The following is a 25343-nucleotide window of genomic DNA, read 5'->3' on the forward strand; positions in this document are numbered from 1 at the left end:
CTGAGGAGCGGCGGGCGGCGACCGGCGACCGCGGGCAACCGCCGTGCCGCAGGTCCGCTCGCCGCGCGGCGGTGACCGCCGGCCCGCGCGCGCCCGCTGGCGGGCGGTGCCGCACTGAGAGGAGCCCGGAGCGCTGCTGGTGCGCTGCTGCCTCAGCAGCAACCCGGGGCGGTCTGCTGCTCCGGCGCGAGCACGAGGTGCGTCATGGTCAAGAGGAGAAACCGCAACGGCGCAAGAGGCGCAAGGGGGACAGAGAGCGAATCACCTTCTTCTCCTCCCCCTGCGCCGCTTGCGCCCTTGCGGTCCTCTTCCCACGATCCCCACGAATCGATAGAACGAGGCTCAGCCCGAGCGAGCGCGCCTCGCGCGCGCCGCGCCGGCGATCTCGGCCTCCGGCTCGACGTCCGCGTCGTCGGGCGGCTCCACCCAGGGGTGGGTGAGGCGCTGGGGGCGCACCTGCGGCACGGACGGCCGCGGGCCCGCGGCCGCCTGGCGCGCCTCCTCGGCCGCGATCTCCAGCAGGCTCTCGCGGCTGATGCTCACCAGTTCGACGCGCAACGCCTCGGGCATCGAGCCGGGGCGCGGCGGCTGCTGCAGCTCGGCCTCGATCGCCGCCAGGGTCTCGTGGCCCACCGACGCCATGCCCACCCGGATCTCGGGCGCCGACGACAGCGCCCCGCCGAGCGCCCGCGCGACGGCGGCGTGGCCCTCGCGGCCGAGCGCCGCCTCGCCGATGCGGAGCTCCGGCAACGACGCTGCGGGCGCGGGCGGACATGAGGCGCGCGGCGGGGGCGCGTCGCGGAGCACCACCGGGCGCGCCAGCGAGCGGGGCGGCCCGCCGTTGGCCAGGAGGACCAGTCCCGCGACGGCGCTGCGCCTGGCCGGCGGCGACGGCGGCGCGGCGCGCTTCGCGGGCGACGGCTCGCGGACGGCCGCGACCGCGCGGGTGGACGGCGGCGGCTCGCGGACCTCGACGACCGGGCGGCGCGCGGAGGCGGGCGGCGCCTCCCCGCGCGGGCGCGACCGGGTGCGCCGGTGCCCCTTGTGGACCACCGGCCGCGACGCCGCCGCGGCCGCCTCGTCGATGGCGCGCAGGCCGTGCTCGAGCGCGGGCCACACGCCCTGGCGGTCCGCCCACGTGGGCATGACCACGCAGAGGATCACCTCGCCGGCCACGCCGAAGTACACGTCGATCGGCGCCGCGCCCCCGTACGGGACCAGGTCCTCGCGCGGCAGCTCCACATGACCGAGCCGGCCCTGGCTCCCGAGGCTCAGCGCCGCCTCCACGATCCGGCCGCGGCCCTCCTCGGACATGTCGCGCGGCGCTCGCCGGGTGACGAGCCTCCCCCGCCGGGTGATCACGAAGGCGAAGTCCGCGCCCGCAGCCACGTAAGTCCGGTCCGAGATCTCGTCGAGATTCGCCACATTCGCATCCTACACGATCCCGGGCGGCCGCGTCCGACAATCGTGTCTATCCGGGTCGATCATGTCCCACACAGGCGAGAATCGAGGACGCTGGTTGGAAGATTGCCAGTAGGGTGCAATCGCTGCTGCCCTCGGCTCTCTCGGCCGAGGCGTCACCAGCCGCAATCACACGATGCGCGCGTCCATGCCATGAAACGGACCATTTCTTCTCGATGGCTGTGCGGCGCGACATCGGGTCGCCCTCGGAGTCGAGGCCCTCTCCCGTCGCAGCGCTGCCCAAGGCATCGACTTCCGGGGTCGTATCGAGGGCACCAGCTCCACGCGCCACGGTCGCCGGTACGAGGGAGGCGCCGTGCGGCCATGACCCGCGGATGGACTTCCTCGATCGCAGCGAGCGACCCCCGCAGGCCGTGCGGCGCGGCCAGACAGCGCGATTCTCCCGCGCCAATCGGCGCGGCCGCGCTCTCGGCGGCCCGGGCGGCGCCGGCGAGCGCCCGACCCCTGCTGCTCTCGCCCGCGTCGGCTATGCTCCCGCCGTGCTCGCCATCGAAGCCGCCGCGCTCCGCAAGACCTACGCGGGCCTCTTCCGGCGGGAGGGCCACCAGGCCCTGGCCGGCCTCGATCTCGCCATCCCCCGCGGCGCCGCGTTCGGCCTCCTCGGCCCGAACGGCGCCGGCAAGACCACCTTCATCAAGACCCTCCTCGGCGTCGTCCGCCCCACCTCCGGCGTCGTCCGCGTCCTCGGCGGCGCCCCCGAGGACCGCGCCGTCCGCGCCCGCATCGGCTACCTCCCCGAGCGCCTCCACCTCCCGCACGCCTTCACGCCCGTCGCCTTCCTCGCCAGCGTCGCCCGGCTCAAGCGCCTCTCGATGACCGAGGCCGCGCTGCTCCGCGACCTCGCCCGCGTCGGCCTCCGCGACAGCGCAGAGCGCCGCATCGGCGGCTTCTCCAAGGGGATGAAGCAGCGCCTCGGCCTCGCCGCGGCCCTGCTCGGCGCGCCCGACCTGCTCGTCCTCGACGAGCCCACCGACGGCATCGACCCCCTCGGCCGCGCCGAGATCCGCCGCATCCTGACCGAGGAGCGCGCCCGCGGCGCCACCCTCTTCCTCAACTCGCACCTGCTCTCCGAGACCGAGCGCGTCTGCGACCGCATCGGCATCCTCGCCGGCGGCCGTCTCGTCCGCGAAGGCGCCCTCGAGGCCCTCTGCGGCAGCGCCACGCGCTTCCGCGTCCGCTTCGCGCCCGGCTGCGACCCGGCCGCGCTCGCCCCGCTCGGCTTCGTCGCCCGCGACGCCGAGGGCGCCTTCACCTGCGACGCCGGGGGCCCCGAGGACCTCAACGCCCTGCTCGACGGCGCCCGCGCCCGGGGCGCCCTGCTCATCGAGCTCGCCCGCGACATGCGCGACCTCGAGGACGTCCTCGCCGAGGCCCTCGGGGCGCAGGGCAGGCCGAGCTCCGGAGGACCGTCGTGAAGACCGTCCTCGCCGTCGCGCTCGACCTCGTCCGCGAGGCCGCCTCGCGCCGGTGGTTCCTCGCCCTCGGCGCGGGCATCACGCTCCTGCTCGGCGTCGCCGGCCTCACCCTGCGCATGGACGTCGTCGACGGCGCCCTCGCCGCCACGCGCCTCTTCGGCCAGGTCGTCCCCACCGACATCCGGTCCGTCGACGTCGCCCTCCGGCCCATCTTCCGGGCGGCGGCGTACGTCATCTTCTACGGCGGCCTCGGCTTCGGCGTCCTCGCGTGCGCCGACTTCGCCCCGAGCCTGCTCGCGCCCGGCCGCATCGAGCACCTCCTCGCGCTCCCCGTCCAGCGCTGGGAGCTGCTCGCCGGCACCTTCCTCGGCGTGCTCGCCCTCGCCCTGGCCGGCGCGCTCTACGGCGCGGGCGGCTTCACGCTCCTGCTCGCCGTGAAGACCGGCGTCTGGACGCTGCGCCCCGTCCTCGCCGCCTTCCTCGCGAGCGTCACCTTCGCCGCCCTCTACGGCGCCATGCTCGCCGTCGCCGTGTTCGCGCGCAGCGCCGCGCTCTCCGCCGCCACGGGCGGCGCCCTCTTCGTCGCGGGCATCGTCGCCGGCTACCGCGAGCGCCTCTCGAGCTTCTTCGAGTCCGGCGCCCCCCGCGCGCTCTTCCGCGCCGTCACCGCGCTCCTGCCGCGCGTCTCCACGCTGGCCGACACCTCCGCCGAGCTCGCCGCCTCGGCGCCCGTCGAGGCGCTCGATCTCGCGAGCCAGCTCGCGGGGATCGCCGTCTTCGGCCTCGCCGCGGTCGCCTTCGGCATCTGGGGATTCGAACAGAAGGATTTTTGAGCTCCATGCGCCACCGAGCCTGGCTCCTCGCTGCGGTCCTCCTCCTCGGCCTCGCCGCGTGGCTCATGTCGCGCGGCGACGTCAAGGCGACGTCCCCGAAGAAGGCGCGCGTGGAGTTCCCGCGCGGCCCACGGGAGCCCGAGCTCGAGCGCAGCCTGCGCCGCCGCACGCTGCCGCCGCCGGCGCTCGACCCGAGCGCGGCGCCGAGGCCCTCGCGCGACCCGCTGCTGACGGCGCTGCCCACGGACAGGGCCACGTCGGCCGTCGTCTTCGAGGCGAGCGCCATCAAGGAGTCGCCGGCCGGCAAGCTCTGGCTCGACTGCATGCTCGCGAACGTCGAGATGGATAGCTTCGAGGAGATCGAGGACGAGTTCGGGATCGACGTGCTCGAGGACATCGACCGGATCGCGGCGACGTCGGGGGCCCTCGTGGTGGTGTCGGGCGAGTTCCCGTCGGCGCGCTTCGATTCCCTGCGGGGGAGCCGCCGCGCGTACGGCGCGCGGGGGACGCTGTTCGAGGAGGAGGGGCGCGTGCCGGTGTTCGGCCGCTGGGGCGACGGCCTCCTGCTCCTCGGCAGGGACGCGGCGGCGATCGAGGCCGCGATCGACAGGCTGGAGGACAAGGTGGCGCCCGCGCCGCCGGTGATCCCCGAGTGGGCGAGCTATGGAGACGCGTACGGGGTGCTCTCGGCCGACGACGTGGCGGAGCTCCTCGAGGGGAGCGAGCCGGACATCGCCGAGCGGCTGCGCGGCGCGGTGGGCCAGGTGGAGCTGCACGTCGACGCGTCGGAGGACGTCGCGATCGTGGCCGACGTGACGGGGCCCGTGGCGGCCGACGTGGACGATCTCGGCAAGACGCTCGGGACCGCGCTCTCGCTGGCCCGGCTGAAGGCGCAGTCGGACGGGGAGGAGCAGCTCGTCGAGCTGCTCGACCTGGCGCGGGTGAGCCCGCGCAAAGGGCGCTTCTCGATGGATCTGGCGCTGCCGCTGCCGATGATCCAGAAGGCGATGGGCCGCTGCGTGGAGCGCCGGAGGGACGGCGGGGCGCCGGATGAGGAGGGGACGGGAGGGGAGGCGCGGTGATGTGATGGTGTCGCCAGGCGCCCCCTCGATCCGTCGACAATGGGGCCACGAGCGGCCGCGCGAGCTCGAGGCGAGCCGCGCGTAGGCGCGACAATGCGCGGATCCGGCGGGTCGTCAGCAATCGACGCGTCAGGCGCGAAACACCCGTGAGACGGGCTCGCCGATCAGCGCGGCGAGGATCCGCTCGCCGTCGGGCCATGGCCCGAAGCCGGCGTCGGTGTTGATGTGCCCGCACGGTCCAGCGTGGATGAGCTGGCTCCCCCAGGCGCGCGCGAAGGCCTCGGCTCGTTCCGGGGTGCAGTAGGGATCGTTCGCGCTCGCGACGACCGCCGAGGGGAACGGGAGCCTGACGCTGGGCAAGGGGTGGAACGTCGACGCGTCGCGCGGATGGCTCGGAGACTCGGTGTCGGCCGGCGCGACGAGCAACGCGGCGCGCACGGGCCGCGCGCCCGACGCCCCCCAGTGGACCACCGTGCTCACACCGCAGCTGTGCGCGATCAGCACCGGAGGGGCGGCGCTGTCTGCGACCGCCCGGTCGAGCGCCTCCACCCACGCGCGCCGGTCCGGATGAGCCCAGTCGGGCATCTCCACGCGGCGCGCGAAAGGGAGCTTCTGCTCCCAGAGCGTCTGCCAGTGGCGAGGCCCCGAGCCGGAATAACCAGGAACCATGAGCAGCGGCGGCATCATGCGACTATCTTCCACCTGGCGCGTCCGGGCGTGAAGCGCTATGGACGTCGCTCTGGGTGCGCAGGGGCGCCCTCCCCGCCGGAAAGAAGCCTTTCACCCTGCAACGCGACGATCGCGGGTCACCTCGCACCGTCATGAGCACGTCGAGATCCTCGGGCCGAGGGAGCGGGCAGCGGCCGATTCGAGAGGAGACGTCCATGAACGATCCCGTTCGCGAGCTGAAGATCCGCGCCGAGCTGCTGCACAAGCGGCTCGCGTCGAACGACGCCCAGGCGCTCTCGCGCCTGCGCGCGCTGCCCGAGCTCGTGCGCGCCGACGAGGCCGCGCTCGCCGCGGCCGTCCCCGGCATCCGCCGCAAGCATTGCCTCGCCGTGGTCGCGCGCGAGTGCGGCTTCTCGAGCTGGGAGCGCGCGCGCCTCGCCCTCGCGGGGGAGCCCGGCGCGCCCGAGCTCGGGGCCTTGCTCTACGGCCGTGATGCCGGCGTGCTGCACCACTGGTTCACGACCTACGACGAGGCGCGCGCTCACCTCGAGGCGCTGCCGCAGGCGCCGCGCAGCTATCTCCTCACGTACAAGCGCCACTTCTTCGTCGCCGATCGCGCGTTCGTCGCGTCGCTCGGGCTCGATCCCGACGACCCGGACTGGCGGGCGATCGGATGGGACTGGGCGCGGCCCGCCGACCTCGCCGCGCGGAGCCGCCTCTACGCGAAGCGGCTCGCCGCGACGCGGGGGACGGCATGAGCGCCCCGGAGCTGCACCCCGACCTCGCCGCCGCGCTCGAGGCCGCGTTCCCCGGGCGCCCGGTGACCGACGTGACGGCGCTGTCCGGCGGGTTCTCCGGCGCCACGCTGGTCGCGTTCGCGGTCGACGGCGCGCCGTACGTCGCGAAGCGCTGCGCGCCCGATCCGAGCGATCCGGGGCGCTTCGCGCGCGAGACCGCGTGCATGCGCGCCGCCTCCGAGCGCGGCGTCGCCCCGCGCCTGCGCCACGCGGACGCGCGGGCGGGCGTCACGATCATGGACCGCATCGCGGGGACGCCGCTCCGCCCGACGCGCGACCCGGCGCTGCTCGGGCGGGTCGCGGCGGCGTTGCGGCGGCTCCACGACGGTCCGCCGTTTCCGCGCGGCCCGTCGCGCATGGACTTCCTGCGCTCCCTCGACGCGCAGTGCGCCGCGCTCGCGGGCGTGGGCCTCCCGGCGGAGCTCGTCCGCACCGCCGACGCGCTCGAGCGGGTGAGCGGGCCCCACGCGCACGCGGCCCCGTGTCACCGCGACGTCAACCCGAACAACGTGCTCGTCGCGGCCGACCGCGTGTACCTCGTCGACTGGTCCACCGCGGGCGCCGGCGATCCGTTCGTCGACCTCGCGCAGCTCGGCGTGTTCGCCTATCCGCGGCCCGAGCAGCGCGAGGCCCTGCTCGAGGCGTACCTCGGGAGGCCCGCGAGCGACGACGACCGCGCGCGGGCGCGCGTGGCGCGCGCGATCGCCCTCGCCTATTACGCGGCGGGGTTCTTCGTCGCGGCGGCGCGCTTCGGCGGGCCGCCGCCCGCGGGCGAGGAGCCCCGCCCGTTCGCGGAGGTCCTCGCCGCGTTCGGCGCCGCGCCGGAGCGCACCCACCCGGGCACGGTCGCCGCCGCCCTCCTGCGCGAGATGCGCCGGGAAGCGCAGGACGTCTCGCGCGGCCGACCGTGACGTCCCGCTGAGGCACGGGCGCGGCCGCCCGACGGCGGTCGCGGTCGCCTCGACGCTGCGCCGAGCTGGAGCGGCGGCGCGTCGGCGCCAGCTCGACACGGCTCGGCAGCCGCGCGGCAGGACAGGAAGGCTCGAAGAGGAGATCGCGAGTCGCCCCTCTCCGAGGGGCGCGCAGGATGCATTCCGAATGCGCGTCTCGGTTTCTCCCTCTCCGGGCCGTTGCTCGCTGCCGTGGGTCGGTTGGCCGCGATCCGCTCGGCCGATCCCGGAGCGATCGACTCTCGTCCATGGTCGAGCCCGCCGTTCGTCTGGATCCGCCGTGCTTGACGGCATAAACGGCGGATCTGCATACTCGCGCCATGAGCTACATCGACGGCTTCGTGACTCCGGTACCCACGGGCAAAAAGGAGGCTTATCGCGAGCTCTGCGCGCAAGCCGCGCAGGTCTTCCGGGAGTATGGCGCGACGCGCGTCGTCGAGTGCTGGGGCGACGACGTCCCCGATGGCAAGATCACCGACTTCAAGGGCGCGGTGAAGGCCGAGGCGGGCGAGACCATCGTGTTCTCCTGGATCGTGTGGCCCTCGAAGGAGGTGCGCGACGAGGCGAGCGCGAAGGTGATGGCCGACCCGCGCATGCAGACGACGGAAGCGCCGCCGTTCGACCCCAAGCGCATGATCTGGGGCGGGTTCGCGGTCCTCTTCGACTCGGGCGGCGAGGAGAGCAAGACGGGCACCAGGGTCCAGAAGATCACGCCGCACCTCTGGTACGCGAAGGAGGCGGAGGAGGCGGCCCGGTTCTACGCGTCGATCTTCCCCGACTCCCGGGTGGACCGCGTGACCCCGCTGCCGAGCGACACGCCGGGCGGCCCCGCCGGCTCGGTCAAGGTCGTCGAGTTCACGCTGTGCGGTCAGCCCTTCATGGCCATCAGCGCCGGCCCGCTCGACCCGTTCAACCACTCCATCTCGTTCGTGGTGAGCTGTGACGACCAGGCCGAGGTGGATCACTATTGGAACGCGCTGCTCGAGGGCGGCTCCGCCGAGCAGTGCGGCTGGCTCAAGGACAAGTTCGGCGTGTGCTGGCAGATCGTGCCGACCGTCCTCGGCGACCTCATGGCCGACCCGGACCCCCAGAAGGCGCGCCGCGTCTCCGAGGCGATGCTCAAGATGGTGAAGCTGGACATCGCCGGCCTCAAGGCCGCACACGAAGCGCGCTGAGCGCCGGCGCGGCGCCTGCCGCCAGCAGCTCGGTCTGACCGAGGCGAGCGGCTGCCCGAGCAAGGCGTGGTGGCGATCCCTCGCGCTCCGGGCACGTCCCGGCGATGGGGCGCACCTCCGTCGTCGGCAGCACACATGCGGCGCCCCTTCGGTCGCCACCGGTCCTCCGTCTTTGGTATAAGTCCAGGACAGAATCGGGGATCCGGATGACCTGTAACGTAGATTACAACGATGTCGTTGCCGAGAACGAGCGCCTGAGGCAGCGCATCCGGGAGCTGGAGCGTGTCGAGGAGGAGCGGGCTCGCCTCCAGGAGGCGCTGCGCCGGAGCGAGGAGCATGTGCGCCTCTTCGTCACCTACACACCGGCAGCGTTCGCCATGTTCGATCGTGACATGCGCTATGTCATGGCCAGTCACCGCTACCGGGCGGAGTTCGGCTTGGGCGACCAGGAGCTCGTCGGCCGGAGCCATTATGAGATCTTCCCCGACGTCCCCGAGCACTGGAAGGCGATCCACCAGCGCTGTCTCGCGGGGGCCTCGGAAGGGAATGATGAGGAGCCCTTCCCGCGGAGCGACGGGCACGTCGAATGGGGGATGTGGAAGATCTTCCCGTGGTACGCGCCGAACGGCGAGATCGGCGGGATCATGCTGTTCACGGAGGTGATCACCAAGCGAAAGCAGCTCGAGGACCAGCTCCGGATGCAGGCGAAGACGCTCCTGGAGCTGTCGGCGCCCATCGTGCCCATCAGCCAGGGCGTCCTCGTGCTGCCGCTCGTCGGCGCGCTGGACACGGTGCGGGCGCAGCAGATGATGGAGAACCTGCTGAGCAAGGTCGTCGAGCGGCAGGCGCGGGTCGCGATCATCGACGTCACGGGCGTGCCGCACATCGACACGGCCTCGGCGAACGCCCTCCTGCAGGTCGCGCGGGCGGTCCGGCTGCTCGGGGCGCAGGTCGTCCTGACGGGCATCCGACCCGAGGTGTCCCAGGCGATCGTCGGCCTCGACATCGACCTTTCCTGCATCGTGACCCGCCGCGACCTGCAGAGCGGCATCGCGTTCGCGACCGCGACGAACCTGCCGGCCGCCGCGCCGCCGTCCCCGCGATGACGCACCCGCTCGGGGACTGCTGCTGGAGCAGCACCCCCGCAGCACACGCCTGCTGCTCCAGCAGCACGGCGGCATCCGGTATAACGGATCCGCGTCTTTTGGAGCGGACATAAGCCTGGTACGGCGCGTGCAGAACGGAAGCGACAGCGGAGCAACGCTCGTCGATCTGCTCTTCTGACCGGGTGCGCCGCGCGCGCTGCGACCCGCTGATCTTCCTTCGCCATCGGGAGGCGTCGGGCTCTTCAGGCCCTCTCTGTTTTCCCCCGGGACGGCGCTCAGGAGAGGGCGGTCGCGCTCGCGACGCGGAGCGCTTCGATCGGCTTCCGCCCGGCCTGCCCTGCTGAAGCCAGCAAACGCATTGGTCCGCCCAATGCAATGCGTCAGGGCGAGCGTTCACGTGAAGACAGCCATGAAAGACCCCGTGATCGCGCTCGATGCGATCCCATCCATCCTCGCCGGCACGATCGTGACGAACGCCCGTCCAGGCGCGCGGACCGTCGTGCGGCGCCGCGTCGCGACGAGCGCTGCCATCGGCGCGCCGGCGCAGGCGCGCTCCTCCCTCCGGCGCTCGCCGCAGGGTGCGCCCCGCCGGGTCGGCGCTGACGTCGAGCGATGGACGGCCACGCGCTGTCCGAGCGCCGCGCTCGCGGCGCTCTAGCTCGAAGGCCTCTCACGTTCTCAGCACAGGAGCGGTCGCCCCTCGGCGCGCCGCCTCATGCGCCTTGATCGCGGCTGCCCCGCGCCGGAAGCGAGCGCGCGGCACGGTCGCACCCTGGAGACATCGTCATGAGCATCTCATCCTCTCATCTCTCGCTGAAAGACGGCAAGAAGACCTCCCGCTCGCGGGCGGTGCGAGACAAGCTCGACTACCCGGTCATCGACACCGATCTGCACACGATCGAGTTCGCCCCGATCCTCGAGGATTACATCGCGAAGTACGGCGGCGCGAAGTACGTCGACGAGTTCCGCCAGGCGATCAACCGGGGCTTCGGCTACCTGAGCAACGAGTGGTACGATCTCACGCCCGAGCAGCGCGCCGCGCAGCGCTCGGTCCGCCCGCCGTGGTGGGCCCTGCCGACGAAGAACACGCTCGACCTCGCCACGGTGTCGCTGCCCAGGCTCCTGCACGAGCGGCTCGGCGAGTCGGGCACGGACTACGCGGTCCTGTTCCCGAACGTCTCCACGTTCGCCACCCACGTCGGCAAGGAGGATCTGCGCCGGGTGCTCATCCGCGCGGTGAACGCGTATCACGCCGACGTGTACCGGCCGTACGCCGACCGCCTCACGCCGGTCGCCGCGATCCCGCTGCACACGCCGGAGGAGGGGGTCGAGGAGCTCGAGTTCGCGGTGCGCGAGCTCGGCCTCAAGGTCGCGCTCATCCCGGGCAACCTCCGCCGGCCGATCCGGGCGGTGGCCGAGAAGTACCCGTCCCGCCACCATCCGGACGTCGCGCGGCACGCGAACTGGCTCGACACGTTCGGCGTGGACAGCGAATACAACTACGACCCGTTCTGGGCCAAGGCGGTCGAGCTCAAGACCGTGCTGACCACCCACTCTGCCGGCATGGGGTGGACCAGCCGCAGCTCGTTCTCGAACTACATGTACAACCACATCGGCCACTTCGCCTCCGCCTCCGAGGCGCTCGCGAAGTCGCTGTTCTTCAGCGGCGTGACCCGGCGGTTCCCCGATCTCCGCGTCGGCTTCCTCGAGGGTGGGGCGGCGTGGGGCGCGACGCTCTTCGCCGATCTCGTCGGTCACTGGGAGAAGCGCAACGGCCGGGCCGTCCAGAACTACAACCCTGACCTGATCGACGCGAAGCTGCTGTACGCGCTGTACCAGCAGTACGGCGGGCAGGAGGTCGAGGCGCGGCTCGGCGACATCAACGCCGTCCTCGGGGGGGCGCTCGGCGTGTCGAACAACTCGCGCCGCCAGCCGCAAGACCCGGCCGCGCTCGACGACTTCGGGGCGGCGGGCATCGAGCGGATCGAGGACATCCGCGATCGGTACGTGCCGAACTTCTACTTCGGCTCGGAGGCGGACGACCCGACGATCGCGTACGCGTTCAACACGAAGGTCAACCCGCTCGGCGTGCAGCTCAACGCCTTCTGGGCGTCGGACAGCGGGCACTGGGACGTGCCGGATCTGACCGAGGTCCTCGCCGACACCTGGAGCCTCGTCGAGCGCGGGGCGCTCACGGAGGCGAACTTCCGCGATCTCGTGTTCACCCACCCGTACAACTTCTTCGCCGGCAAGAACCCCGGCTTCTTCGCAGGGACCGCGGTCGAGCAGAAGCTGCCGAAGAGCAAGGCGGCCTGACGGAGATGCGCCGCGCGGGGCTGACGGAAGCAGCCCCGCGCGGCGGTGATGGCGAATCTAACGAACCTCTTTGGATCCATTCATGCGTCTGCTTGACCGTTCAAGAACATCTGTCTCCACGATCCTCGCGACGGCCATCGCCCTTTGCGCGACCCAGGCGAGCGCCCAGACCCCGCCCGGCCGAGCCCAGGGGGAGCGACCCGCGCCAGCGCCAGCGGGCGCGGCCCCGGCGCCAGCGGGCGCGGCCCCGGCGCCCGCCGGCGCGGCCCCAGCGCCCGCCGGCGCGGCCCCAGCGCCCGCCGGCGCGGCCCCGGCGCCTGCCGGCGCGGCCCCGGCGCCTGCCGGCGCGGCGCCGGCGCCTGCCGGCGCGGCTCCAGCCGCGACACCGGGCGCCGCGCCCGCCGCGCCGGGCGCCGCCGCTGCGGCTCCTGCGGCGCCCGGCGCAGCCCCGGGCGTGCCATCCCCGGTCTCGGCGCCCGCGGGGGACGCGGCCGCGGAGGCCTTCGTCGAGCCCGATCCCAACGCCGTCACGCGGGACGACCTGCAAGGGCTCGTCACCGACCTCGAGAACTTCAAGTTCCAGTGGCAGCGCGAGCGCGATCTCCACACCGCCATCTCCACGCGCTCCCTCACCATCGGCGGCGTCGTCCAGACGCGCATCGGGTGGTCGGAGCAGCCGGTGAACTCGGCGACCTCGAACGATCGCAAGGTGACGTTCGACACGGGCGCCGCGCTCCTCTCGTTCAACGGCATCCTCTACAAGGACTACGAGGAAGGGCGCAACCTCACCTACTCCCTCCGCTTCGGCGCCTCGCCCCAGCAGGCGAGCAACAACAGCTTCCTCAACCTGCTGGACGCCCAGCTGTCGTACTCCGTGCTCCCCACCCTCGCCCCCGAGGACTGGGTCTTGCAAATCACCCTCGGACAGCAGCTCTTGCCGTTCGGGCTGGAGGTGCCGGCGAGCGAGGAGCTCAAGCCCGTCATCACCAACGCGCAGTTCACGACGCGGCTCGGGCTCAACCGGCGCGAGCTCGGCCTCATCGTCCGCGGCGACATCCTGCCGCAGGTGGACTACGGCTACAACTACCGGGCGCCCATCCTCGCCTACGCCGTGGGCCTCGTCAACGGGAGCGGTCCGAACACGCCCGACGACAACAGCGAGAAGGACATCATCGGCCGCCTCGCGTTCACCGTGCCGTCCGACTACAACTCCATCCTCCGGCAGATCACGCTGGGCGGCAGCGTGTACATCGGCTGGCAGAACACGTTCCTCAAGGACGAGAAGAAGACGCTGTCCGGGAAGGGCGCGAAGCGCCGGTACGGCGGCGATATCTACTACAACCACTACCCGATCGGCGTCACCTACGAGTTCATCTACGGCCAGGACGACGTCACGCTCGGGACGACGCTGGAGGACCCCCAGAAGACGAGGCTCTCGAGCCTGTCGCACGTGGCGACGTTCTTCTACAACTGGGGTGAGCAGTTCCTGAGGGGGTACCGGAACCAGGGTCGATACGACGACTGGTGGCCGAAGACCTACCAGCCGTTCATCCGCGTCGACCTCTTCGATCCGAGCACCGAGGTGCTCGAGAACCGGGTCGACGTCTACACGCTCGGCTTCAACGTCTTCTTCGCGGAGACGACGAAGTTCCAGCTCAACTTCAACCGACGGGACGACCGCACGAACAAAGAAGGGGCGCAGCACGAGCTGCTCGCCCAGCTGCAAGGCGGCTTCTGACGCGTCCCGCGGCGCGCAGCATCGGATTCGGAGAGGAAAGCATGAGACGAGCTCTTATCATTCTACAGATCTTCATCGCGGCGCTCTTGACCTTCTCGTCGCACGCGGCCCGGGCGGACGCGCCGCGCGTCATCCGCGTCGCGTTCGCCGGCGTGGGCATCGGCAACCGTCCCTTCGTGGGCGGCAGCAGCCTCAGCGTGGTGCACGCGCGCGGGCTCCTCGAGGAGGAGTTCAAGAAGGACAACATCAAGATCGAGTGGTCCTTCTTCAAGGGCGCCGGCCCCGCCGTCAACGAGGCGTACGCGAACAACCTCCTCGATTTCGCGCTCCAGGGAGACCTGCCGTCGAGCATCGGCAGGGCAGGGGGGCTCAAGACGAAGCTGCTCGCGGGCGTGTCGACGCGCCAGCACACGTACCTGGCCGTCCCCTCGGACTCGTCGATCTCGTCGCTCGCCGACCTCAAGGGGAAGAAGGTCGCCCTCTTCAAGGGCACGAACCTCCAGCTGGCCGTCAACAAGATCCTCGCGGGGAGCGGGCTGTCGGAGCGCGACCTCCGGATCCTCAACATGGACTCCGCGACCGCCAAGGCGGCCCTGGCCACGCGGGACATCGACGCCGCCTTCGGCGGGTACGACCTCCTCACGCTCCAGGACCAGGGGATCGCGAAGATCGTCTACACGACGAAGAACGACTCGCCGGCCTACCTGCGGCACGCTCACCTGATCGTCACCGAGGAGTTCGCGAACAAGTACCCGGACGTGACCAAGCGCGTCGTGAAGGTGGTCGTGCAGGCCGCCCACTGGATCGCGCAGAACGAGGCCAACCCGGCGCCGATCTACCAGCTCTGGTCCAAGTCGGGGACGCCCTACGCGAACTTCAAGGCGGACCAGACGGGCGACTCGCTCAAGGTGCGCGCGAGCCCGCTGTTCGATGAGTACCTGATCTCCCGCTACAAGGCGGCCGTCGCCGACGCGAAGCGGTTCGGCCTCATCAGGAATACGTTCGACGTCGATTCGTGGATCGACCTGCGGTTCCTGAACGCGGCGCTCAAGGAGCTGAACCTCGAGGGCTACTGGCCCGAGTTCGACGCGAACGGGAAGGTCAAGCACCCCGGAAGGCAGTGAGAGGAGCGCGCGCGGCACGGCGCACGGCCACGATCGAAAGGCAACCAAGATGACGCAGCAGGGAATCCAAGAAAGCCAGACCCAGGCCGCCTACAAGCTCGCGGCGCCCGAGGTGGCGCTGCCCGCGGGCGGCGCCGCGCGGCTCCTGTCGCGGCGGGTGGGCAACGTCGCCGTCGGGCTCATCTTCCCGGCGGCGCTCCTCCTCGCGTGGAGCTTCGCCTCGCAGCGCGAGCTGATCCCGCCGCAGATCTTGCCGGCGCCGGGGCTCGTCCTCCAGACGCTGACCGAGCTCGCGAGCTCGGGAGATCTGCACACGAACATCGCCATCAGCCTCGGGCGCGTCTTCGGCGGCTTCGCCGTCGGCGGCGCGGCCGGCCTGCTGCTCGGCGTCGCCATGGGGCTCTCGCGGCGGATCGAGGACTACGTGCACCCGCTCTTCAAGGCGCTCGCGCAGGTCCCCGTGCTCGCGTGGCTGCCGCTGTTCATGATGGTGGTGGGCATCGGCGAGTCGCTGAAGCTGATCCTCATCGCGCAGGCGAGCCTCATCCCTGTCGCGCTCAACACGCTCCAGGGCATCAAGAACGTCCCTCGATCCTACATCGAGGTCGCCCGGGTCTTCCGGTTCAGCAACGTCCAGCTGCTCCGGAAGGTCGTGCTCCCCTCCGCGGTCCCGTCGATCGCGGTCGGCATCCGGTACGGCCTGACGCAAGCGTGGCTGTCGCTCGTGACGGTCGAGCTCCTGGCCTCCTCCGAGGGCGTCGGGTTCTTGATCGTCTGGGGCCGCCAGCTCTTCCAGCTCGACGTGGTGCTCGCGGCGATCCTCGTCGTGGGCGTCCTCGGGCTCGTCCTCGACAAGGGGCTCGAGAAGATCGAGGCCCGCCTCCTCCGCTGGCGGCGCGCCGCCCTGTGACACCCGCGAGGTCCGAACGATGAGCGCCATCACGCAAGCTCTGGTCCAGCCGCGGCTGCGGCGCGGCCTGGTCCTGCCCATCTTCGTCGTGTTCGCCTGGATCGTGGTCTGCCGCTACGAGCTCGCCAATACGCGCATCCTGGTCCCGCCGCTCGCGGTGTGGGAGGCCGCGAAGGCCCAGCACGAGAGCGGGGAGCTGTGGGCCCACCTCCGGGCCAGCCTGGGCCGGGATCTCCTCGGGTTCGCGCTCGGGACGCTGGCCGGCACGGCGGTCGGCGGCCTCCTCGCGCTCTCGCGCACCGCCGACAGGCTGTTCTCGCCGAGCTTCCACGCCGCGAAGCAGGTCGCGCTGTTCGCGTGGATCCCGCTCATGTCGGTGTGGCTCGGCGTGGGCGAGCAGGCGAAGGTCGCCTTCATCGCGCTCTCCGCCTTCTATCCGGTCGTCGTGAACACCTACGAGGGCGTGCGGAGCGTCGGTGTCGAGCACATCGAGGTGGCGCGCGTGCTCCGCTTCTCGCGCTGGCAGGTCGTCCGCAAGGTCGTCCTGCCGTCCGCCGCGCCGTCGCTCTTCGCGGGCGTCCATCAGGCGCTCATCTACGCGTGGCTCGGCACCCTCGGGGCCGAGTACCTGCTCGAGCCCGCGCCGGGCATCGGCAGCCTGATGGTCGACGGGCGCGAGCGCTTCGCGATGGACGTCGTGCTGGTCGGGCTCATCGTGTCCGGCCTCGTGGGCTTCGGCCTGAACCTCTTGGCCACGGCCGCGGAGGAGCGCCTGCTCCGCTGGCGCGTCCGCGGCGTGTGAACATCTTCGAGGAGGAATCCATGAGCTCGCCTGGAGTCATCAACATCCGCGATGTGAACAAGAAGTACGTGGTCAAGGACGAGTCCCTAGAGGTGCTCCAGGGGATCGGGTTGACCATCCACCCCGGCGAGTTCATCAGCGTCGTGGGCACGAGCGGTTGCGGCAAGTCCACGCTCCTCCGGCTGCTCGTCGGGCTGGACACCGAGTACGAGGGCGACATCCTCGTCGGCGGCGCGCGTGTCCAGGGGACGAGCCTCGACCGGGGCATCGTCTTCCAGGAGCACCGGCTCTTCCCCTGGCTCACCATCGAGCAGAACGTCGCGCTCGGGCTCGAGAACTCGGCGTGGACGCGGGCCGAGAAGGTCCGCGCGGTCGATGAGCACCTCGAGCTCGTGGGCCTGTCGGCGTTCAAGCGGGCCTACCCGCACCAGCTCTCCGGCGGGATGGCGCAGCGGGCGGCGATCGCGCGCGGGCTGGTCAACCGGCCGGGGATCCTGCTCCTCGACGAGCCGTTCGGCGCGCTCGACGCGCTGACCCGCACGAAGCTGCAGCAGGAGCTCCAGCGCATCTGGCAAAAGGAGCAGATCACCATGATCCTCGTCACGCACGACGTCGAGGAGGCCGTGTTCCTCGGCGATCGGGTCGTGGTGCTCGAGCCGAGGCCCGGGCGGATCAAGCGCATCGTCCCCGTCGGCGTGCCGCGACCCCGGTCGCGCACGGATCACGACATCAAGGCGCTCACCGACGAGGTGCGCGGCTACCTCCTCGAGGCGTAGCACGAACGGCCCCGGGTCCGTCCGGGGCCCCCGGTAAGGCTGCGCCGGAGAAAGATCTCTGGCGCATGCCAGGGTCGTCCGTTATAATGGACGGAACATCCGCTATCATGGTGAGTAAAGCCCGATGACGATGCCGTTGCTCACGCTTCCCAACCCGAGCTCGCTGGCTCTTTCCCTGCGCGCGAAGGCGCTGGTCTTCGAGGATCCCCGGTCGCAGGCGCTCCTCGACCGGATCCGTCAGATCGCGCCCAGCGACGCGACGTTGCTCGTGACCGGGGAGACCGGCACGGGCAAGGAGCTCGTGGCGCGTCACATCCACGCGCTCAGCCACCGGCGGGGCCGGCCCTTCGTGGCGGTCAACTGCGGTGCCTGGTCGGAGTCGCTGGTCGAGAGCGAGCTGTTCGGCCACGAGAAGGGCGCCTTCACCGGGGCGACGACCTCGAAGGCCGGGTGGTTCGAGGCCGCGGACGGCGGCACCCTGTTCCTCGACGAGATCGGCGATCTGTCGCTGCCGCTCCAGGTGAAGCTGCTCCGCGTGCTGCAGGAGCGCGAGGTGGTGCGGCTCGGCTCGCGCCAGCCGATCCCGATCGACGTGCGCCTCATCGCGGCGACCAACGTGAACCTGGAGGAGGCGGTGATCGCGCGGAAATTCCGCGAGGATCTCTTCTACCGGCTCAACGTGGCGACGCTCTCGCTCCCGCCGCTGCGCGAGCGGCCGGGCGACATCCTGCCGCTGGCGCGTTTTTTCCTCGAGCTGTACGCGCAGCGGCTCGGCTCGGCGCCGGCCGCGCTCTCGGCGGAGGCGACGGCGCGGCTCCTGGAGCACCCGTGGCCCGGGAACATCCGGGAGCTCGAGAACGCGATGCACCACGCGCTCCTGGTCTGCAGAGGGCATGAGGTCACGCCGGCGGATCTGCGCCTCACGGCGCTCCAGCCGAAGGCGGGGACGAGCCCTCCGCCGTCGGATCGGGCGGGCGCGGAGGCCGTGTCCCAGGTGCGGCCGACGCCGCAGGCGACGTCGCTGGAGGGCGCGTTGCTCGCGCTGTTCGAGCAGAACCTGCCGAACCTGCACGAGCAGATCGAGGAGACGATCATCCGGACGGCGTACCGTTATTGCGATCGCAATCAGCTCCAGACGGCGAGGCTGCTCGGCATCAGCAGGAACATCGTGCGCGCCCGGCTCGCGCAGTTCGGCGAGCTGGCGCGCTACCGCGCGGTGCGCGGCGGGGCGGCGGGCGCGGCGTTCGGGCGGGCAGAGCCGAGCACGTCGTCGCGCGCTCCAGGGACGGGCTAGGGGGCGCGTCGCTCGGCGGCGGGGCGCGTCGCTCGGCGGCGGGGCGCGTCGCTCGGCGGCGGGGCGCGTCGCTCGGCGGCGGGGCGCGTCCGCTCGGGAAAGCGGGTGCGGTCGCGCAGCTGCGTGGATCGGCTGAGGCGCCGCCGGCGCGGGTCAGGAGCGCGACGCGGGGGACTGCCGGGAGCGAGCCGGCGTGCGGGGGCGAGCCCTCGCGCTCTGGGTCCTCGTCCCGAGGGCCTCGCGCACGGTCGTCGCGGTGGCGGCCTGCGCGATCCACCGGTCGAGCTTCGCTGCGTCGGCGCAGGCCCGGATGCGGGCTTCGTCGTCCTGTGAGGGCGAGAGCCCACGTGCCCGCAGCAGTGTGAGGAGCGCGTCTTGGCGGCCCTTGGCCTCGCCCTCGGCCCGGCCCTTGGCCTCGCCCTCGGCCCGGCCCTTCTTCCGCCCCTGCGCTTCGAGGAAGAGGCGCAGCTTCCTGGCGGCGGGGGTCTCCGGGATCTTGTCGGGGTTCATCGAGGCCTCCCTGAGGAGCTCCAGCATGCGTTCGCTGAGCACGGAGAGGATCGCACGCTGCTGGGCCCGTCGCAACGCGCGCGGCAGCCGCTCGGTCAGCTCGAACGCCCGCTCGACGACGGCGCGCGCTCCGGGCCCATGGCGGTGCTGCATGGCCCACGCCGCGAAGAGCGCGAGCTCCGGGTGGCGCTCGTCGAGCAGCGCCTTGCTCTCATCGGCGCCGAGGTGGAGCACGACCGGCCTGAGCTGGAGCTCGGTCCCGAGGCGCGTGCGCACGCACGCGACGCGCTCGGCCCAGCGGGCGACGGCGCGGCGCGCGGTGATGACGATCACGTCGCCCATCGCGCCGGTCTGACTGAAGAGCAAGCTGGCCGCGAGGGGCCACCGCCTCCGCTTGGCCGGATCGACGCCGCGCTGCAGCTCGACCAGGACCCAGCGGCGCCGGCCGCCCTGAAGCACGAGATCGAGCCGCAGCTCTGCGGGCTTCACGAAGCGGAGCGTGGCGTCGGCCGGCTTGAGGCTCCGCGGGAGCTTCACGCCGGTGAGCTTGGAGACGAGCGCGCCGAGCAACCCCGGTTGCTCGCGCAATGCGACGATCAGGACCTCGTGCGGTGTGCTCGGCACGCGCCGTGACTACGCCGAGAGGGCAGTCGCCGGCCAAGTTCCGTTCGCCCACCCGCGCTCACGCCATTGCGGCGCATCGGGGCCACGCAGAAACCCAAATGGGCGCGTCGAGGTGAGCGGAATCGACGATCCCTCACCGCCGCGTTTGCTGCACCGCTGCGCGGCGCTCGATGGAAAGCGTCGCCGCGTGACGCGGCATTGTAAGGCATTTGGGGCTGGCGCCCGTCTTCGCAACCAGGGGCTTTACAGTCAGCGATCGGGCTCCAGGGTGACATGATGAAACCCACGAACCAGCACGCAGGACCGAGCAAGCAGGCTGAGCAGCATGTCGGCAGCGAACAGCAGCAGCCGGGGGCGCCGACGCGGCAGCTCGACGACGAGACGACGCAGGGATCGAGCGACGTCGAGAAGATCGCTCGCCAGCAGGGCGCCTCGCAGCGGGGCTACACGGCGGACGGACCGCACGAAGACCGGCCGGCGCAGTTCGATCCGGCGCACCCGGGGGGGCGGCCCGAGGGCGATCCGCGCCGCTGATGCAGGGCAGGGGCTGCGGTCCCCGCGCGCGGCGCAGGGGCTGCGGTCCCCGCGCGCGGCGCGATGGGGCGCGCCCGGCGTGGCCGCCGCGGCGGCTGGACGCGGAGGGGCTACCGCGGCGGGGCCTCGCACGCCCGCCGCGTCACCTCGTGGCGGTAGTCGAACATCCGCTCCAGCTTGCGCCGGACGAAGCGGCCGCCGCCGAGCCGGCCGAGGGGCCCGAGCGGCAGCTCGTACTCCACGTGGTCGGTGAGATAGCAGCCGCCTGAGCCGTCGGGGTCCATGCGGTGGGTGTGGACCCAGCGCTTGAAGGGGCCGCTGCGCTGCGTGTCCTGGAACATCCTGCCCTGCTCGTACCGGGTGTGCTCCGCGACCCAGCGCACCGGGACGGGGCCGACGCGCGATTCCAGGACCACGCGCGCGCCGACGAGGATGCCGCCGGTCTTCTCCAGGACGCGCGCCTTCTCCCAGGGGGGCGTGAGCCGCTCCAGTGCGTCGGGCTCCTCGTGGAAGGCGAAGACCCGCTCGGGGGGCGCGGCGATGCGCGTGCGCTTCTCGAAGATGGGCATGGCGCGAGCATGGATCGCGGCCCGCCGGCGCGCCCGCGCGCGCCGGCGCCGCCTCCGACCGCGCGCCGACCGAGCGCGTTCTCCCTCGGGATCGGCGCGCGGTCGGAGGCGCGACGCGACCCACGGGGGCCTGCGCGCCCGGATGCCGTCCGCGCTCGCGCCCGGGTGCCGCCCTCGAGCGCCACCCGCCCTCTGGAAGCGACGGCACGCGGGAGAGGGCGGAGATGTCGCCTCATTGTTTCGCGCGAGACACATTCGCACACGAGCATGCGCAGAACGTCCGAGCTTCAAGCCATTCACAGAGGGAGTGCTTCACATGATCAAGAAGAGCGCCAGAATTGGCACCGCCTTGGCGCTTATCGCGCTGCCCGTCGCTGCGACGAGCGCTTGCTCCGGCGATGAGTCGCTGCAGCCCGCGAGCCGGCCGGAATCTCCGTCCGAAGAGGCCGCGTCGCACGGTGTGCAGCTCGGCCCGCGGCCGTACTACCTCGTCGAGGACATGGACGACGGGGAGCTGAAGGAGCAGCTGATGGCGTGCTCCGAGGGGCCCTTCGAGCGCACCGATTTCTCGATCGGCCACCGCGGCGCGTGCATGCAGTTCCCCGAGCACACGAGGGAGTCGTACGAGGCGGCCGCTCGCATGGGCGCCGGCATCGTGGAGTGCGACGTGACCTTCACCAAGGATCGCCAGCTGGTGTGCCGTCACGCGCAGTGCGATCTCCACACGACGACGAACATCCTCGCGATCCCGGAGCTCGCCGAGAAGTGCTCGGAGCCGTTCGTCCCGGCCGACGCGGAGGCCGGCACGCCTGCGTCGGCGAAGTGCTGCACGAGCGACATCACGCTCGCCGAGTTCAGGCAGCTCTGCGGCAAGATGGACTCGGCGAACCCGGACGCCGCCACGGTCGAGGAGTACATGGCGTCGACGCCGGATTTCCGCACGGACCTGTACGCCACCTGCGGCGCGCTGCTCACGCACGCCGAGAGCATCGAGCTCTTCTCGAGCCTGGGCGTCAAGTTCACGCCCGAGCTCAAGGCCCCGGAGGTGGAGATGCCGTACGAGGGCGACTACGAGCAACGGGACTACGCGCAGCAGATGATCGACGAGTACAAGGCGGCCGGCGTCGACCCCAAGAGCGTGTTCGCGCAGTCGTTCAGCCTCGACGACGTGCTCTACTGGCTCGAGGAAGAGCCGGAGTTCGGCGCGCAGGCCGTGTACCTCGACAGCCGCGTCGACACGCCCGAGGGCTACGAGGAGGCGGTCTCCGGGATGGAGAGCCTCGCGGCGCAGGGCGTGAAGATCGTCGCGCCGCCCCTGTTCGCGCTCGTGACGCTCGACGGCGACGGGGAGATCGTGCCCTCGGAGTACGCCGAGGCCGCCAAGGCCGCGGGCCTCGACATCATCACGTGGACGCTCGAGCGCTCGGGTCCTCTGGCGAGCGGCGGCGACTACTATTACCAGTCGGTCGCGGACGGCATCGACAACGACGGCGACACGATGGTGATGCTCGACGTGCTCGCGCGCGGCGTGGGCGTCCGCGGCGTCTTCTCCGACTGGCCAGCCACCGTGACGTACTACGCGAACTGCATGGGCCTCTGAGGCGCCGGAGCTGGCCGAGGTCGAGAGCGTTCCCTAGAGAAGCTGCACGGGGCGCGCGGCGCGCGGTTTCCCGGGGCCGGCGGCCGGCCGGCCAGCGGATGGAGAGGACGGCAGCATGGCGTTCAGAGGGCTGGATCAGCTGGTCGAAGCGCGCATTCAGGGCGCGATCGCGCGCGGAGAGCTCGACCGGCTCCCGGGGCAGGGCAAGCCGCTCAAGGAGGACGACCTCAGCGGGCTGAGCCGCGACGAGCGGATGGAGGTCCTCCTCGCGCGGTGCGCGGGGAGCGCGCCCGAGGAGGTGCAGCTCCTGCGGGAGATCGCCGACCTGCGCGAGGCCATCGCGCGCACCCCCGCAGGGCCGGCGCGGCAGAAGCTCGCGCAGACGCTGAAGGACCGGACGCTGCGCCTCACCCTGCTGTTCGAGGCCTCGGGCAAGCACGTCCTGGTCAGCCTGCTCGACGGCGCGGCGCGGGCCGGCGCGAAGCTCGCTGCGGGGGCCGGCCCCGAGCCGCGACGTCCGCGCAGCCGGGATCGGTGACGGCCGAACGGCCGGCGTCGCTCGATCAGAACGTCCACGACCAGGTGAACGCGGCGGGCTCCGGCGTCGGCTCGGGCAGCGCACCTGCCGCATACGGCGCCTTGCTCGGCGCGATCGGGTGGATGGCCGCGATCGCGAAGCCCGTCACGTGGCCCAGGATCATGCCGGCGCCGACGTCCTGCCACGAGTGCGCGCCCGAGCCGATCCGCAGCGCCATCGTCACCACGGTGGCCGCCTCGGCGATGGCCAGCGCGCCGAGGCGCGGCGCGGCGTCGCCGGTCGTGCGCAGCGCGAGGTTGAGCCGCGCGCCCGCGATGGCGGCGACCGGGGTGGTGTGGCCCGACGGGAAGGCGTCGAAGTCGAGATCGGTGTCTCCGCATCGATCGGTCCGCCACGAGCGCGGCCGGCACCGGCCCGCCAGGCGCTTGATCACGCTCGAGAGGCCGGTCGACAGCGCCGCGGCCTCGACCTCGATCAGCGACGTCCTGAGCGCCCGCGAGAAGGGGCGGCGGACGCCGGCGCCCGCGAGGTAGCCGCCCTCGAGGGCGTACCCGCTGCCGAGGACGAGCATCGTGCCCACGGCGGCGCCGGTGATGTCGCTGACGAGGCCGATGGTCTCGTTGCGCTCCTCGCTGGAGGCGGCGCCCCATGTCGAGCGGCGCTGGGGGAGCAGGTACGCCCCGAGCGAGGCGGTGCAGACGGCGGCGACGGCCACCTCGCCGCCCGGCGTCCCGAACGCCCAGTCGGGCGCCGCCGGGCCTGCCTGCGCGGCGGCCGTCGGGCTCCACGCCAGCGCGCACGCGAAGGCGAGCGGCGCCGCGGCTTTCACGGCTTCTTCGCTGCGGGGGGAGCTGCCGGCTGCGCCGCGGGCTTGCCGGCCTGGGGCACCGCGGGGGCCGCGGGCTTGCCGGCCTGGGGCGCCGCGGGCTTGCCGGCCTGGGGCGCCGCGGGCTTGCCGGCCGCCGGCGGCGCGGCCGTCGCGCCCGGCGCCTTCTGGACGATGACCTCGCCGAGCTGCAGCGCCGAGAGCTGCTCTCCGACGGCGCCGGCGTCGCCCACCAGCACGACCCGGAGCTGCTCGGGCACGAGGTACTTCTGCGCGACCTGCTGCACGTCCGCGGGCGTGATCCGCTGGATCCGCGCGGGCCGCGTCGCGAACTCGTCGAGCGGCAGATCGTAGACCGCGAGGCTCGCGACCGTCGACGCGGTCGCGCCCGCCGTCTCGAAGCGGGCCGGCAGCTGGCGGATGAGGTTCGCCTTGGCGTCGGCGAGCTCCTCGATCGTGACCGGCTCCCTCCGCATCCGCTCGATCTCCGCGAAGATCTCCTTCACGGCGGGGCCGGTGTTCTCCCGCACGACGGCGCCGGCCGCCGAGAACGGGCCCGCCCCGTGGCGCATGTCGAAGCTGGAGCGTGCGCCGTAGGTGTAGGCGTGCTTCTCGCGCAGGTTCAGGTTGAGCCGGCTCGAGAACTGCCCGCCGAGGAGGGTGTTCATCACGAGGAGCGCGTCGTAGTCCTTGGTCGCGCGCGGCACGCCCGGCAGCGTCACCGTCACCGACGACTGCGTGAGCCCGGGCCGGTCGACGATCACGACGCGCGGCGCGCCCGCCGCGAGCGCCGGCGGCTCGGCCGGGAGCTCCGCCTTCGCCGGGACGGGCGGCGCGCCGGTCGGGCCCTTCCAGGCGCCGAAGACCCGCTCCACCTCCTTCACCGCGTCGGCCTTGGTGATGTTCCCGGCGATGGCGACGGTCGTCAGCTCCGGCCGGAACTGCGCGGCGTGGAACCGCGCGAGGGCGCCCGCCGTGATCTTCTTCAGCGCCGCCTCGGTGCCGATCAGCGGCGCGCTGTACGGGTGACCTTCGGGGTAGAGGACCAGGCCCTGGGCGATGGAGAGGAGCGACGCGGGCCGGTCGTTCAGCTCGGCGAGCTGGGTGATGCGGCGCGAGCGCTCGCGCTCGATCTCGGCCGGCGCGAACGCCGGGTTCATGTACGCGTCGCCGAGCAGCGTGAGCATCTCGCCGAAGCGGGGCGTCAAGCTCTGGCCCTGCACGCCGCCGCCGTCGAAGTTGACCCCGGACGAGAAGCTCGCGCCGAGCTTGCCGAGCGCGTCGCTGAACTGGAGCGCGGAGCGGGTCTTGGTGCCCTGCGTGAGCATCGCCCCCGCGAACGCGCCGACGCCCGGACCGGCCTGGTCGGCGCCCCGGACGGTGGTCACGTCCACCGCGACGATCGGCAGCTCGTGCCGCTCCACGACGAGGACGCGGATCCCGTTCGCGAGCTTCGCCTCCTCGATCCGGGGCGGCACGAAGACCACCTCCGGCCCGGGGGGCGGCGGCGAGCGGCGGAAGGCGTCCGCGGGCGCGGGGGGCTGCGCCGCGGCGGTGGGCGACGCGGGCGGCGCCTTGGCGGTCGCGGCGGGCGGCGCCGGCGGGTTCGAGGCGCAGGCGGCGAGCGCCGCGGCGGCGAGCGAGACGGAGAGGATTCGTTTCATGCGCATGGC

General features: G+C 72.3%; 24 protein-coding genes and 1 pseudogene. 19 read left to right on the top strand and 6 right to left on the bottom strand.

Annotated features, from left to right (window positions below; translation table 11 throughout):
* Window positions 1–342: 342 nt before the first annotated feature.
* Window positions 343–1425, bottom strand: coding sequence for a hypothetical protein (locus tag WMF26_RS08915; RefSeq protein WP_437999967.1), 1083 nt, complete (start codon window positions 1423–1425; stop codon window positions 343–345).
* A gap of 536 nt (window positions 1426–1961) precedes the next feature.
* On the opposite strand from WMF26_RS08915, the gene WMF26_RS08920 reads away from it, so the two are divergent.
* The 3 genes from WMF26_RS08920 to WMF26_RS08930 are packed head-to-tail and all read left to right on the top strand — an operon-like array spanning window position 1962 to window position 4812.
* A complete protein-coding gene (locus tag WMF26_RS08920) occupies window positions 1962–2897 on the top strand; it encodes an ABC transporter ATP-binding protein (RefSeq protein WP_437945690.1) in 936 nt (311 codons plus the stop codon).
* Window positions 2894–3730 carry an ABC transporter permease subunit gene (locus WMF26_RS08925; protein ID WP_061627048.1) on the top strand — a complete coding sequence of 279 codons (837 nt, stop codon included), beginning with the start codon at window positions 2894–2896 and terminating at the stop codon, window positions 3728–3730. The genes WMF26_RS08920 and WMF26_RS08925 overlap by 4 nt, the downstream gene beginning before the upstream one ends.
* A gap of 5 nt (window positions 3731–3735) precedes the next feature.
* Window positions 3736–4812, top strand: coding sequence for a hypothetical protein (locus tag WMF26_RS08930; RefSeq protein WP_437999968.1), 1077 nt, complete (start codon window positions 3736–3738; stop codon window positions 4810–4812).
* Window positions 4813–4941: 129 nt separating this feature from the next.
* On the opposite strand, the gene WMF26_RS08935 is transcribed toward WMF26_RS08930, so the two are convergent.
* Window positions 4942–5499, bottom strand: coding sequence for an RBBP9/YdeN family alpha/beta hydrolase (locus WMF26_RS08935; protein ID WP_437999969.1), 558 nt, complete (start codon window positions 5497–5499; stop codon window positions 4942–4944).
* 197 nt (window positions 5500–5696) lie between these two features.
* Here WMF26_RS08935 and WMF26_RS08940 point away from each other — a divergent pair, with 197 nt between their 5' ends.
* The 13 genes and pseudogenes from WMF26_RS08940 to WMF26_RS09000 all read left to right on the top strand — a co-directional run bounded on the left by WMF26_RS08940 (window position 5697) and on the right by WMF26_RS09000 (window position 18469).
* Complete coding sequence (locus WMF26_RS08940) at window positions 5697–6239, top strand: hypothetical protein (RefSeq protein ID WP_437939627.1); 543 nt, start codon at window positions 5697–5699, stop codon at window positions 6237–6239.
* Window positions 6236–7189: a phosphotransferase gene (locus WMF26_RS08945; protein WP_437999970.1), complete on the top strand. Its 954-nt coding sequence runs from the start codon at window positions 6236–6238 to the stop codon at window positions 7187–7189. Before WMF26_RS08940 ends, WMF26_RS08945 begins: the two co-directional genes overlap by 4 nt.
* A gap of 359 nt (window positions 7190–7548) precedes the next feature.
* Window positions 7549–7839 (top strand): annotated as a pseudogene (locus tag WMF26_RS08950) (DUF1428 domain-containing protein); the annotation flags it as partial.
* Window positions 7840–7860: 21 nt separating this feature from the next.
* Window positions 7861–8403: a VOC family protein gene (locus WMF26_RS08955; protein ID WP_438002390.1), complete on the top strand. Its 543-nt coding sequence runs from the start codon at window positions 7861–7863 to the stop codon at window positions 8401–8403.
* A gap of 206 nt (window positions 8404–8609) precedes the next feature.
* A complete protein-coding gene (locus WMF26_RS08960) occupies window positions 8610–9509 on the top strand; it encodes an STAS domain-containing protein (protein ID WP_437999971.1) in 900 nt (299 codons plus the stop codon).
* A gap of 409 nt (window positions 9510–9918) precedes the next feature.
* On the top strand, window positions 9919–10167 hold the full coding sequence (locus WMF26_RS08965; protein ID WP_437336755.1) for a hypothetical protein: 249 nt from the start codon (window positions 9919–9921) through the stop codon (window positions 10165–10167).
* Between the two features lie 128 nt (window positions 10168–10295).
* Window positions 10296–11825: an amidohydrolase family protein gene (locus tag WMF26_RS08970; protein WP_437336756.1), complete on the top strand. Its 1530-nt coding sequence runs from the start codon at window positions 10296–10298 to the stop codon at window positions 11823–11825.
* Between the two features lie 454 nt (window positions 11826–12279).
* Window positions 12280–13563 (top strand): hypothetical protein, encoded by a 1284-nt coding sequence (locus WMF26_RS08975; protein ID WP_437999972.1) that lies wholly within the window; start codon window positions 12280–12282, stop codon window positions 13561–13563.
* 41 nt (window positions 13564–13604) lie between these two features.
* Window positions 13605–14687: an ABC transporter substrate-binding protein gene (locus tag WMF26_RS08980; protein WP_437945700.1), complete on the top strand. Its 1083-nt coding sequence runs from the start codon at window positions 13605–13607 to the stop codon at window positions 14685–14687.
* A gap of 49 nt (window positions 14688–14736) precedes the next feature.
* Complete coding sequence (locus WMF26_RS08985; RefSeq protein ID WP_437336759.1) at window positions 14737–15597, top strand: ABC transporter permease; 861 nt, start codon at window positions 14737–14739, stop codon at window positions 15595–15597.
* 19 nt (window positions 15598–15616) lie between these two features.
* Complete coding sequence (locus tag WMF26_RS08990) at window positions 15617–16399, top strand: ABC transporter permease (protein ID WP_437945702.1); 783 nt, start codon at window positions 15617–15619, stop codon at window positions 16397–16399.
* A 20-nt stretch (window positions 16400–16419) separates the two neighbouring features.
* On the top strand, window positions 16420–17175 hold the full coding sequence (locus WMF26_RS08995) for an ABC transporter ATP-binding protein (RefSeq protein ID WP_437999973.1): 756 nt from the start codon (window positions 16420–16422) through the stop codon (window positions 17173–17175).
* A gap of 130 nt (window positions 17176–17305) precedes the next feature.
* Window positions 17306–18469, top strand: a complete 1164-nt coding sequence (locus WMF26_RS09000; protein WP_438002391.1) for a sigma-54 interaction domain-containing protein — start codon at window positions 17306–17308, stop codon at window positions 18467–18469.
* 153 nt (window positions 18470–18622) lie between these two features.
* On the opposite strand, the gene WMF26_RS09005 is transcribed toward WMF26_RS09000, so the two are convergent.
* Window positions 18623–19603: a hypothetical protein gene (locus WMF26_RS09005; protein ID WP_437336762.1), complete on the bottom strand. Its 981-nt coding sequence runs from the start codon at window positions 19601–19603 to the stop codon at window positions 18623–18625.
* Window positions 19604–19876: 273 nt separating this feature from the next.
* Here WMF26_RS09005 and WMF26_RS09010 point away from each other — a divergent pair, with 273 nt between their 5' ends.
* Window positions 19877–20137, top strand: a complete 261-nt coding sequence (locus WMF26_RS09010) for a hypothetical protein (RefSeq protein WP_437999974.1) — start codon at window positions 19877–19879, stop codon at window positions 20135–20137.
* Window positions 20138–20247: 110 nt separating this feature from the next.
* Here the strand turns inward: WMF26_RS09010 and WMF26_RS09015 are convergent, their stop codons facing one another.
* Window positions 20248–20706 carry an SRPBCC family protein gene (locus WMF26_RS09015; protein ID WP_437999975.1) on the bottom strand — a complete coding sequence of 153 codons (459 nt, stop codon included), beginning with the start codon at window positions 20704–20706 and terminating at the stop codon, window positions 20248–20250.
* Between the two features lie 316 nt (window positions 20707–21022).
* Between WMF26_RS09015 and WMF26_RS09020 the strand changes: the two genes are divergently transcribed.
* Both WMF26_RS09020 and WMF26_RS09025 read left to right on the top strand, forming a co-directional pair.
* Window positions 21023–22306, top strand: coding sequence for a glycerophosphodiester phosphodiesterase family protein (locus WMF26_RS09020; RefSeq protein ID WP_437945707.1), 1284 nt, complete (start codon window positions 21023–21025; stop codon window positions 22304–22306).
* Window positions 22307–22421: 115 nt separating this feature from the next.
* Window positions 22422–22844, top strand: a complete 423-nt coding sequence (locus WMF26_RS09025; RefSeq protein ID WP_437999976.1) for a DUF1992 domain-containing protein — start codon at window positions 22422–22424, stop codon at window positions 22842–22844.
* A gap of 25 nt (window positions 22845–22869) precedes the next feature.
* Here WMF26_RS09025 and WMF26_RS09030 read toward each other — a convergent pair whose 3' ends face one another.
* Both WMF26_RS09030 and WMF26_RS09035 read right to left on the bottom strand, forming a co-directional pair.
* The gene (locus WMF26_RS09030; RefSeq protein ID WP_437336766.1) at window positions 22870–23673 is read right to left on the bottom strand and encodes a phosphatase PAP2 family protein; all 804 of its coding nucleotides are present in this window, start codon (window positions 23671–23673) and stop codon (window positions 22870–22872) included.
* Complete coding sequence (locus tag WMF26_RS09035; protein WP_437999977.1) at window positions 23670–25334, bottom strand: M16 family metallopeptidase; 1665 nt, start codon at window positions 25332–25334, stop codon at window positions 23670–23672. Before WMF26_RS09035 ends, WMF26_RS09030 begins: the two co-directional genes overlap by 4 nt.
* Between the last annotated feature and the right edge of the window lie 9 nt (window positions 25335–25343).

It is taken from the genome of Sorangium sp. So ce185 (assembly GCF_051526825.1).
GTDB lineage: Bacteria > Myxococcota_A > Polyangia > Polyangiales > Polyangiaceae > Sorangium > Sorangium cellulosum_D.

What these genes read in the sequence shown, in the direction of transcription:
- WMF26_RS08930 (WP_437999968.1), top strand. Translation starts at nt 3,736, where the DNA reads ATGCGCCACCGAGCCTGGCTCCTCGCTGCGGTCCTCCTCCTCGGCCTC.
- WMF26_RS08935 (WP_437999969.1), bottom strand. Translation starts at nt 5,499, where the DNA reads ATGATGCCGCCGCTGCTCATGGTTCCTGGTTATTCCGGCTCGGGGCCT.
- WMF26_RS08940 (WP_437939627.1), top strand. Translation starts at nt 5,697, where the DNA reads ATGAACGATCCCGTTCGCGAGCTGAAGATCCGCGCCGAGCTGCTGCAC.
- WMF26_RS08945 (WP_437999970.1), top strand. Translation starts at nt 6,236, where the DNA reads ATGAGCGCCCCGGAGCTGCACCCCGACCTCGCCGCCGCGCTCGAGGCC.
- WMF26_RS08955 (WP_438002390.1), top strand. Translation starts at nt 7,861, where the DNA reads ATGATCTGGGGCGGGTTCGCGGTCCTCTTCGACTCGGGCGGCGAGGAG.
- WMF26_RS08960 (WP_437999971.1), top strand. Translation starts at nt 8,610, where the DNA reads ATGACCTGTAACGTAGATTACAACGATGTCGTTGCCGAGAACGAGCGC.
- WMF26_RS08965 (WP_437336755.1), top strand. Translation starts at nt 9,919, where the DNA reads ATGAAAGACCCCGTGATCGCGCTCGATGCGATCCCATCCATCCTCGCC.
- WMF26_RS08970 (WP_437336756.1), top strand. Translation starts at nt 10,296, where the DNA reads ATGAGCATCTCATCCTCTCATCTCTCGCTGAAAGACGGCAAGAAGACC.
- WMF26_RS08980 (WP_437945700.1), top strand. Translation starts at nt 13,605, where the DNA reads ATGAGACGAGCTCTTATCATTCTACAGATCTTCATCGCGGCGCTCTTG.
- WMF26_RS08985 (WP_437336759.1), top strand. Translation starts at nt 14,737, where the DNA reads ATGACGCAGCAGGGAATCCAAGAAAGCCAGACCCAGGCCGCCTACAAG.
- WMF26_RS08990 (WP_437945702.1), top strand. Translation starts at nt 15,617, where the DNA reads ATGAGCGCCATCACGCAAGCTCTGGTCCAGCCGCGGCTGCGGCGCGGC.
- WMF26_RS08995 (WP_437999973.1), top strand. Translation starts at nt 16,420, where the DNA reads ATGAGCTCGCCTGGAGTCATCAACATCCGCGATGTGAACAAGAAGTAC.
- WMF26_RS09000 (WP_438002391.1), top strand. Translation starts at nt 17,306, where the DNA reads ATGCCGTTGCTCACGCTTCCCAACCCGAGCTCGCTGGCTCTTTCCCTG.
- WMF26_RS09010 (WP_437999974.1), top strand. Translation starts at nt 19,877, where the DNA reads ATGATGAAACCCACGAACCAGCACGCAGGACCGAGCAAGCAGGCTGAG.
- WMF26_RS09015 (WP_437999975.1), bottom strand. Translation starts at nt 20,706, where the DNA reads ATGCCCATCTTCGAGAAGCGCACGCGCATCGCCGCGCCCCCCGAGCGG.
- WMF26_RS09020 (WP_437945707.1), top strand. Translation starts at nt 21,023, where the DNA reads ATGATCAAGAAGAGCGCCAGAATTGGCACCGCCTTGGCGCTTATCGCG.
- WMF26_RS09025 (WP_437999976.1), top strand. Translation starts at nt 22,422, where the DNA reads ATGGCGTTCAGAGGGCTGGATCAGCTGGTCGAAGCGCGCATTCAGGGC.
- WMF26_RS09035 (WP_437999977.1), bottom strand. Translation starts at nt 25,334, where the DNA reads ATGAAACGAATCCTCTCCGTCTCGCTCGCCGCCGCGGCGCTCGCCGCC.